Origin of the sequence: Methylohalomonas lacus, from assembly GCF_024808875.1 — a bacterium.
Taxonomy (GTDB): domain Bacteria; phylum Pseudomonadota; class Gammaproteobacteria; order Methylohalomonadales; family Methylohalomonadaceae; genus Methylohalomonas; species Methylohalomonas lacus.
Map to the genome: position 1 here is coordinate 1 of NZ_JANUCT010000031.1, position 9,067 is coordinate 9,067.

6 protein-coding genes and 1 pseudogene are annotated in these 9,067 nt (G+C 53.3%); 5 read left to right on the plus strand and 2 right to left on the minus strand.

What is annotated here, in order from left to right; all coding sequences use genetic code 11:
* Both J2T55_RS13095 and J2T55_RS13100 read right to left on the minus strand, forming a co-directional pair.
* A partial coding sequence (locus J2T55_RS13095; RefSeq protein WP_407660106.1) for a helix-turn-helix domain-containing protein occupies window positions 1-122 on the minus strand: 122 nt, incomplete at its 3' end.
* Window positions 123-370: 248 nt separating this feature from the next.
* A pseudogene (locus tag J2T55_RS13100) lies at window positions 371-643 on the minus strand (hypothetical protein); the annotation flags it as partial.
* A 267-nt stretch (window positions 644-910) separates the two neighbouring features.
* Here J2T55_RS13100 and kdpA point away from each other — a divergent pair.
* From kdpA to J2T55_RS13125, 5 genes are all read left to right on the plus strand, one after another.
* Entirely contained in the window at window positions 911-2,620 is a 1,710-nt protein-coding gene (gene kdpA / locus J2T55_RS13105) for a potassium-transporting ATPase subunit KdpA (RefSeq protein WP_259057824.1), read from the plus strand.
* A gap of 14 nt (window positions 2,621-2,634) precedes the next feature.
* On the plus strand, window positions 2,635-4,659 hold the full coding sequence (gene kdpB, locus J2T55_RS13110) for a potassium-transporting ATPase subunit KdpB (RefSeq protein ID WP_259057825.1): 2,025 nt from the start codon (window positions 2,635-2,637) through the stop codon (window positions 4,657-4,659).
* Window positions 4,660-4,671: 12 nt separating this feature from the next.
* Window positions 4,672-5,298, plus strand: a complete 627-nt coding sequence (gene kdpC / locus J2T55_RS13115; RefSeq protein WP_259057826.1) for a potassium-transporting ATPase subunit KdpC — start codon at window positions 4,672-4,674, stop codon at window positions 5,296-5,298.
* Between the two features lie 108 nt (window positions 5,299-5,406).
* Window positions 5,407-8,082 (plus strand): sensor histidine kinase, encoded by a 2,676-nt coding sequence (locus J2T55_RS13120; protein ID WP_259057828.1) that lies wholly within the window; start codon window positions 5,407-5,409, stop codon window positions 8,080-8,082.
* On the plus strand, window positions 8,082-8,789 hold the full coding sequence (locus J2T55_RS13125) for a response regulator (protein ID WP_259057830.1): 708 nt from the start codon (window positions 8,082-8,084) through the stop codon (window positions 8,787-8,789). Before J2T55_RS13120 ends, J2T55_RS13125 begins: the two co-directional genes overlap by 1 nt.
* Window positions 8,790-9,067: the final 278 nt, after the last annotated feature.

Sequence of the window (9,067 nt, forward strand, 5' to 3'; positions counted from 1 at the left end):
CTGATGGTCGAGGGACTGCGCCCGAGCTGTCGGGCAATAACCCGAATACCCTGACCCTGGGCATGACGAATACTGAGTTCCTCGCGCTCGGCCAGGTTCATGCGTTGATAACTCTTTGACATGCAACACGACTCCTCAATAATGGCATCATTATTATCATCGTGTTGCGCTAGGAACTAGAGACCGCCTTATTAAATTATTGAAAAGAATTTAAATCATTTTATGATTTAATGAAAATTATAGATCGCCATTGCACCTCACCACTCAGCAAATATATATAGGCTTTATAATCACAGCAGAATCTCCAAACTGTGCATAGGCAACTTCATATTGCACTTCCACACTCATTCCCCATTGCCGCGTGAAAGGTGATGTGATCATCGACGTTGGCGCGGTCGCTCCACTGCGACCAGCTTGGGTCGTCGTTGTTGCCGCTGCCGATGGCCACGGCGAACTCGAGTTGCTGTAATAACGCGCGATAGCGCCACGCCTGGACCGCCGCCTGCACGCGTGGCGGGCGCTGCATCAGCGCCTCGTCGTCGAGCGCCCGGTCGGCCGGACTCAACGCCAGTGCTTCTTCCAGCAATCGCGTGCGCGCCTGTTCCAGGGCGGCCTGGTAGCGCGCCGCCGCGCGCCGGCTGTAGTAATTTCTTAAACTCCAAATGATATCTATTTGCTGATATTCGATTATTAGCCATCACGATCACACTCTTTGCCGCCTCCTGATAAAAATACACTTTTATTACGCGTTGCCAAACCTTGAAGCATGGAAAAATTACATGATTGATCACTAATATCAACTGTAATTATTCAAAAACATATAGGTGTCAGCCATGGGAATAGTTGCCGCATTGATACTGGTCGTGCTGTTCGGTCTGTGCCTTCTTTTTATTAGATGGGAGGATAGATTATGAACGAAGTATTGCTTATTTATGCCACAGCACTTTTGCTGGCATGGCCTTTGGGACGGTATTTGGCAGAAACCTTTTCACCTACGTCAGGCATGGTTGACCGGATATTCACTCCGGTTGAGGGAGTTATATATCGTATCCTGGGTGTTCAACCTGAGTCGCCAATGAACTGGAAGCAATATGGCAAGGCTATACTCAAACTCCATGTGATTATTGCCTTGGTTGCCCTAATCATTCTAATGCAGCAAGGCCGACTACCCTTGAACCCCGACGACATTGGTGGCATGAGTTGGGATTTGGCGCTGCATACAGTAGCTTCATTCATAACCAATACCAATCAGCAGCATTATTCCGGCCAAGCACAGCTATCATACTTCGGCCATATGTTTGCGATTGTCAGTATGCAGGTGATCACGCCAGCCGCTGGTCTAGCGGCGCTGGTTGCCATCCTCCGCACAGCTTTCTTACTTCGCAAGGAACCGGAGTTGACTGCCGACGGCAGTATCTCGGTAGGTAATTTTTATGCCGATCTTGTCCGCTCGATAACGCGACTGATGCTGCCGCTTGCCTTTATCACTGCCCTGCTCCTCGCTTGGCAGGGTGTGCCCAATACTTTCGAGGGCGCTCAAACGGCGAACACACTGGACAGTACTGTCGAGTTGACAGAACAGCGTATCCCGGTGGGGCCTGTTGCACCTATGGTGGCAATCAAGCAGATCGGTACCAATGGTGGTGGCTGGTATGGCCCTAACAGTTCTGTGCCGCTGGAGAATCCGACTCCGGTTTCCAATTATATCCAAACGGTCTCTATCGTACTTATCCCCATGGCGCTGGTATTCATGGCCGGTTACCTGACTGGTCAGCGGCGACTGGCGATAAGTATTTTCGGTGTGATGTTAACCATGTCAGTGGTGCTCGCAGGCATCAATATATGGTCAGAGAATCAACCTAATGCAGCCTTTGGCGGCCTGACAGCAGATGGACCCAATCTCGAAGGCAAGGAAGTGCGTTTCGGAGCCACGGCCACAGCTCTTTGGGGCAGCTTCACAACCCAGACTTCTAATGGTTCGGTTAACGGCATGCATGATTCATTCAATCCGCTAGGTGGTGGTACCGAACTGATGGATATGTTCATCAATGCCACCTTCGGTGGTGTCGGTGTCGGTCTCGTCAATTTTCTGCTGTTTCTGTTACTGGCCGTGTTCCTCGGCAGCCTGATGGTGGGGCGGTCACCGGAATTGTTAGGCCGCGCGCTCGAGGCCAAAGAGATCAAACTGGTGTCGATTGCCCTGCTCATCCAGCCGCTACTCATTCTCGGCCTGACTGCATTGACGGTGGCTATTCCGGGTCTGGCGGCCAACTCCAACCCTGGTTTCCATGGCCTGAGTCAGGTGCTGTATGAGTACACATCGGCCTTTGCCAATAACGGCTCCGGATTCGAAGGGCTGGGCGATGACACCGTATGGTGGAACGTCAGCTGTGCCGTGGCACTCATCCTTGGCCGATTCATTCCCATCCTGGCACCGTTAGCTGCGGCGGCGCATCTGGCTGGCAAACGTGTGGCACCCACGACTTCCGGTACCCTGAATATCGCTACACCGACATTCGCGCTTCTGACGCTGGGCGTGATCGTGATGTTTGCCCTGCTCAGCTTCTTCCCAGTACTGGTACTGGGGCCTGTGGCTGAATACCTCACCCTGGCCGGCTAATTGGAGAATGACTCATGAAACATGAACGCAAGCAATTAAAACTGCTGGATGCCGGTACCTTGACGCGGCTGGCTGGTGAATCCGTGCGCCGTCTGGATCCGCGCCTGCTGATCCGCAACCCCGTCATGTTCGTCGTCGGTGTCGGCACCCTGGTGACCCTGTGGCTGGCCGGCGCCGATATGCTGGCAGGCAGACCCTGGGGATTTGATCTGGCGATCACACTGATTCTGTTGTTTACCGTCCTGTTCGCTAATGCCGCCGAGGCTTTGGCCGAGGCACGCGGTCGGGCCCAGGCCGAGAGCCTGCGTTCGACCCGCAAGGGACTGATCGCCCGGCGAATCACGGAGAACGGCGAGGAAGAAGTGTCCGCCGACGCCCTGCGTATCGGCGATCGGGTACGTGTCATGGCGGGCGAACTGATCCCGGCCGATGGCGAGATCATCGAAGGCGCTGCCAGTATCAACGAATCAGCAGTAACCGGTGAATCAGCGCCGGTACTCCGTGAAGCCGGCACAGATAACAGTGGTGTGGTTGCCGGCACCAAACTGCTGTCTGACAGCGTCGTCATTGAAGTTGGAGTTGAGCCCGGCAATTCACTGCTGGATCGAATGATCGCGCTGGTAGAAAGCGCCAGCCGGCAGAAAACACCCAACGAGATCGCCCTCACCGTCCTGCTGTCGGCATTGACGATCATCTTTTTAATCGTGGTGGTTACGTTGCTGCCTTTCGCGGGATTCGTCGGCGTTGAAACCACAGTGCCGGTATTGGTCGCGTTGCTTGTGTGTCTCATACCGACCACTATTGGCGGCTTGTTACCGGCCATCGGCATTGCCGGTATGGACCGTGCCATGCGAGCCAACGTCATTGCCAAGTCCGGCAAGGCCGTGGAAGTCGCGGGTAACATCGACACCCTGCTGCTCGACAAAACCGGCACCATTACCCAGGGCGACCGCCACGCTACAGACTTTATAGCAATTGGCAACGTCAAGGCCGATGCCCTACGCGATGCGGCATTACTGGCGTCACTGGCGGATCCCACGCCCGAGGGCAAGTCCATCGTGTCGCTGGCACGGGACCGTGGTGCGAGCGTCACTGCAGATGATGCAGCCCGCAGTGTGGGATTTTCGGCAAAGACCCGTCTTTCAGGTATCGACCTGCCGGAGGGCTGTCGCATACGCAAGGGCGCACCGGATGCTATCCGCCGCTTCGTTACCGATAACGATGGCCATTATCCTGATGAAGTAACATCCCAGGTGGATCGGGTGGCGCGCGGCGGTGCGACACCGCTGGTGGTCGCTGAAAATGATCGTGTGCTCGGTGTCGTGCCGCTGGCCGATATTATCAAGCCCGATATCAAGGCCCGCTTCAAGCAGCTTCACGCCATGGGCGTGCGTACCGTGATGATTACCGGTGACAATCCCCTGACGGCCGCTGCTATCGCCGCAGAAGCGGGAGTTGATGACTACATCGCCGAAGCCACGCCCGAGGATAAGCTGGAATACATCCGCCGCGAACAGGCGGAAGGCAAGCTGGTAGCCATGATGGGGGACGGCACCAACGACGCTCCGGCCCTGGCTCAGGCTGACCTGGGCCTGGCCATGAACTCCGGTACGCAAGCTGCCAAGGAAGCGAGCAACATGGTGGATCTGGATTCCGATCCGACCAAACTCCTGAAGGTGGTCGAAATAGGCAAGCAATTGCTGGTCACGCGCGGCGCTCTTACGACCTTCTCGCTGGCAAACGATGTTGCCAAGTACTTCGCGATCCTGCCAGCGATCTTCGTGGCCGGTATACCGGCCATGCAGACCCTGAATATCATGCAGTTGAACACCCCGGCATCGGCCGTGCTGGCTGCAGTCATCTTCAACGCACTGGTGATCCCCGCACTGATTCCCTTCGCCTTGCGCGGCGTGCGCCTGCGGCCAAGTAGTGCTGATAACCTGCTGCAGCGGAATCTGCTGATCTATGGCCTCGGCGGTCTTTTGCTGCCTTTCCCGGCCATCAAGCTGATCGATATGGGCCTCGGTCTGTTCATTTAAAGGAGATATCTAATGGTCACTAAGATTCCAGATCCAGCGACACAAGAAACCCTGCCGCTGCCTGCAACATCGGCAGGCACTGGTTGGAGCCACGCATTGCGCGGTGCCCTACTGCTCATGCTGATCTGTGGCGGCCTGTATCCGGCAGTTACTGCTACACTGGGCGGTATGCTTTTCCCACATCAGAGTACAGGTAGTCTTGTTTCTATCAATGGCAAGGTTATCGGTTCGGAACTGGTGGGTCAGCCGTTCAGCGCGCCGGGATATTTCCACGGCCGGCCTTCCGCCGCCGGTTATGACCCGTTCAGTGTTTCCGGCTCCAACTGGGCGCCGAGCAACCCCGATCTCCGTCAGCGTGCGGCAGCCGATGCCGCCCGGATTGCCGAGGCTAATAATATTGCCGCAAACACCATTCCGGTCGATCTGATTGCCGCCTCCGGCTCCGGTATCGATCCACATATCACGCCCGAAGCCGCGCGGCTGCAGATAGACCGTGTCGCACGGACGCGCAACCTGCCACGGAACCAAGTGGCTGGGATCGTTAACGAGCATGTGGAACCGCCGGTGCTCAGCATACTGGGACAGCCGCATGTTAATGTGCTCAAACTCAATCTGGCGCTCGATACCATCAATCAATGATCGGGCAATCAGTACGACGTTTTTCAGAAAGCCTTACTATCACGTGCTGATAAAACCGAACGGCCAATTGACATCCACTATTGGTGAAATGGAATATTAATTATTGTCATGAATACTGAGGCATCCAACCGTCCCGATCCCCAGGCATTGCTCTCCCGGGTGAAGCAGGATCGTCGCGGTGCACTAAAGATATTCATCGGTGCTTCACCCGGCGTCGGCAAGACCTATAAGATGCTGGAAGCGGCACATGAGGCCGCGCGCGAAGGTACGGATATTGTTATCGGGATTGTCGAAAGTCATGGCCGACAGGAAACGGAAGCCCTGTGCGAAGAGCTTGAATCCGTACCGACGATGACTATCAGTTATCGCGATGCACAGTTCCAGGAAATGGATCTGGACACCATTGTAAAACGTTCCCCTTCTGTCGTGCTGGTTGACGAATTGGCTCATCGCAATATTCCGGGCACCCGCCATCCACGCCGCTATCAGGATATCGAAGAATTACTTGATCACGGGATCGACGTTTGGACAACCATCAACATTCAGCATCTGGAGAGTCTGAACGACGTGGTTGCGCGCATCACCGGCGTACGCATGCGTGAAACCGTACCGGACCAACTGATTAGCGGGGCGCAGGACCTGGTACTGGTGGATCTGACGCCCAATGAACTGATCGAGCGGCTCAAGCAGGGCAAGGTTTATGTTCCCGATCAGGCGCGTGCCGCTCTCGATGGCTTCTTTAGTCCTTCCAATTTGGCCGCGTTACGTGAGCTCGTTTTCCAGACCGTGGCCGAACGGCTGGATAGGGACGTATCGGATACCATGCGCAGCCACGGTATTAAGGGACCGTGGCCGATCAGAACACGCATTCTGGTAGCCATCGATGGTCTAGGAAACGGACCGGAACTGGTACGCTTCGCGCGACGGCTGGCCGATCGCCGCCAAGCCCGCTGGAGCGTGGTCTTTGTTGATCGCGGCGATATTGATCCGGAACAAAGAGCCGGTGTGCAAAGAGTCTTCGAACTTGCCGAACGCCTGGGCGGTGAAACCGTGACACTGCGGGGTTATGACCCAGTCGCCGAGATCCTAGCGTATGCGCGTGATCAAAACGTCTCGACGCTGGTGGTCGGACGCAGCCGCGAGCGACCCTTGGCCGGCTTTCTCGGCCTGACACTCAGTCAACGACTCCTGCGCCAGGGTGACGGTTTCGAGATCAGCTTCGTTCCTTCCCAGATCTCGCGCTCAGGGGGGGTAAAAAGACGATTCCATCATATATTATCCCCTCGGGACTATACATTTGCTGCGGCTATAGTAGCTGCAGCTGTGATCATTTCCGCTATTATCGATCCACTGCTCCCGCTGGCCAATTTATCACTGGTCTTTATGACTGCTGTTTTGCTGGTAGCCGTACGTACCGGCATGCGGCTAGCATTGATAACCGTCGTGGCCAGTGCGCTGGCCTATAATTTCTTCTTCACTGAGCCACGTTACACATTCGTGATGGATCATCCACATGAGTTGTTGACAGTCGGCTTCTTTCTCATCATCGGACTCATTGGCGGTCAATTGGCAGGACGATTAAGAAATCAGGTCATTGCACTAAGACAGTCTAATGAACAGACACAGACTTTACTATCGCTCAACCGACGTCTGGCGGCTGCGATTGATCTGCCCACCGTATATCGTGAAGCTGCTACGGTAATCATGCGACAGCTCCATCTGCAGGTCGTGATTCTGATTCCTGACGATGAGGGCCAGCTTACTATTACGGAAACCTCGGAAGAAGATATTCAATTAAGCGATAAGGCCTGGTCAGCTGCTGATTGGGGTTATCATCACCAGCAGTCTAGTGGCTTTCAGACCGATACGCTGGCCGGTATTGAATGGCGTTTTTTCCCTCTCCTGCTTGACGACGAGCAGTTCGGCATGCTGGGTGTACGTCGTCCGGATGAACCCCTACAGAATGGTCAAATTGATCTAATTGAAGCCATGACCAGTCAGGTGAGTCTTGCAATGGCTCGCTCCCGTCTTGCGACCAGTCTGGAACAGGCCAAGGTCACGGAAGAAATGGAACGCTTGCGCTCAGCGCTGTTATCTTCCGTATCCCATGACCTGCGTACTCCGCTATCTTCCATGATAGGTGCGGCCAGTAGTTTGCAGTCACTGCACGATACCCTATCAGACACCGATCGGCTGGAGTTACTGGATTCTGTCATTAGCGAAGGCAACCGTCTCGATCGCTATATTCAAAATCTGCTCGACATGACCCGTCTGGGTCACGGCACGCTTAAATTGGCACGGGACTGGATCGGTTTTGACGATATACTCAACTCGGCTATTAGACGCACACGCGAACTGCTGCAAAGCTACAAGGTGTCACGTGATATCGACCCTGAGCTACCATTACTGTATGTTCATGCAGCTTTGATCGAGCAAGCGCTTGTGAATGTCATCGAGAACGCTGCTAAATTTTCTCCCGATGATGGTGAAATACATATCAAAGCATGGTGCGAAGACGAGCAATTAATTATTACAATCACCGATGATGGCCCTGGTATACCACCAGACCAACGCAAAGCAGTATTTGATATGTTCTTTACCGGTGGCGAGGGCGACCTGGGCAAGCACGGTAGTGGCTTGGGGCTCGCCATTTGTAGCGGTATGATCGGCGCACATGGTGGACATATCGAGGCATTAGATGGACCGCATGGGAATGGTACGACAATCGCTATTTATTTACCTATTGTCACACCATCGGATGAGACAAAACAGGCGAATGAGTGATGAGGCAGGCAGATCGTATTCTTGTCATCGATGATGAACTGCAAATCCGACGCTTCCTGCGCATAAGTCTCAAAAGTCAAGGCTATGAGGTATTTGAAGCGGAAAATGCTACTGTGGGACTAGAGCTTGCTGCCACTTCATCTCCGGACATCATTGTGCTGGATCTTGGACTGCCGGATGCTGACGGGAATACGGTACTCAAGGAACTACGGACATGGTCAACCGTACCGGTAATAATATTATCGGTTAGAGCTTCTGAATCAGAAAAAGTGCAGTTATTGGATGACGGTGCTAATGATTATGTGACAAAGCCATTCGGCATCCAAGAATTCCTAGCCAGAGTACGCAATTTGCTGCGACAGTCAACAAAAGCTGAAGATGAAACAGGCAGCATCTATGATGATGGATATCTACACGTCGACCTACTAAAACGTAAAATAACAATATCTGATGCTGAAGTTCATCTCACACGAAAGGAGTTTTCTATCCTCAGGACATTAATTATGCATCCAGGGCAAGTCATTACTCAGACGCAGCTGCTGAAAAATATATGGGGTCCATCACACACACACGATACCCAATATCTTCGTAACTTTATAAAGAATATTCGACAAAAACTTCATGATAATTCTGATGAACCTAGATATGTACAAACCGAGTCTGGAGTTGGTTATCGATTTATTGATAACCGCCAAACCAAACCCTAACCCACCACATCTCAGGGGATCATCATAGAGGATTAGTGTTTTTTGATTAAATGGTGGCCGGGGACAGAATCGAACTGCCGACACAGGGATTTTTTAACTATTTAAGGTTAAATTTCCGGCTGCCACTTTAGTAACTAGCTTGTGAGCAACGGCAGGACTCGAAATCAGTATGTGTTGCTTATTCTAGGGCCTGTTGATCTTTGCGGTTTAATTAAGGATGGGCATGGTGCCTGTTATCATTGTTTTTCCGACAAAACAGTGAGTTGAGGCGACCATGC

Excerpts from the sequence above, each read along its gene's own strand:
- J2T55_RS13120 (WP_259057828.1), top strand. The coding sequence starts at position 5,407 with ATGAATACTGAGGCATCCAACCGTCCCGATCCCCAGGCATTGCTCTCC.
- J2T55_RS13125 (WP_259057830.1), top strand. The coding sequence starts at position 8,082 with ATGAGGCAGGCAGATCGTATTCTTGTCATCGATGATGAACTGCAAATC.
- kdpC (WP_259057826.1), top strand. The coding sequence starts at position 4,672 with ATGGTCACTAAGATTCCAGATCCAGCGACACAAGAAACCCTGCCGCTG.
- kdpB (WP_259057825.1), top strand. The coding sequence starts at position 2,635 with ATGAAACATGAACGCAAGCAATTAAAACTGCTGGATGCCGGTACCTTG.
- kdpA (WP_259057824.1), top strand. The coding sequence starts at position 911 with ATGAACGAAGTATTGCTTATTTATGCCACAGCACTTTTGCTGGCATGG.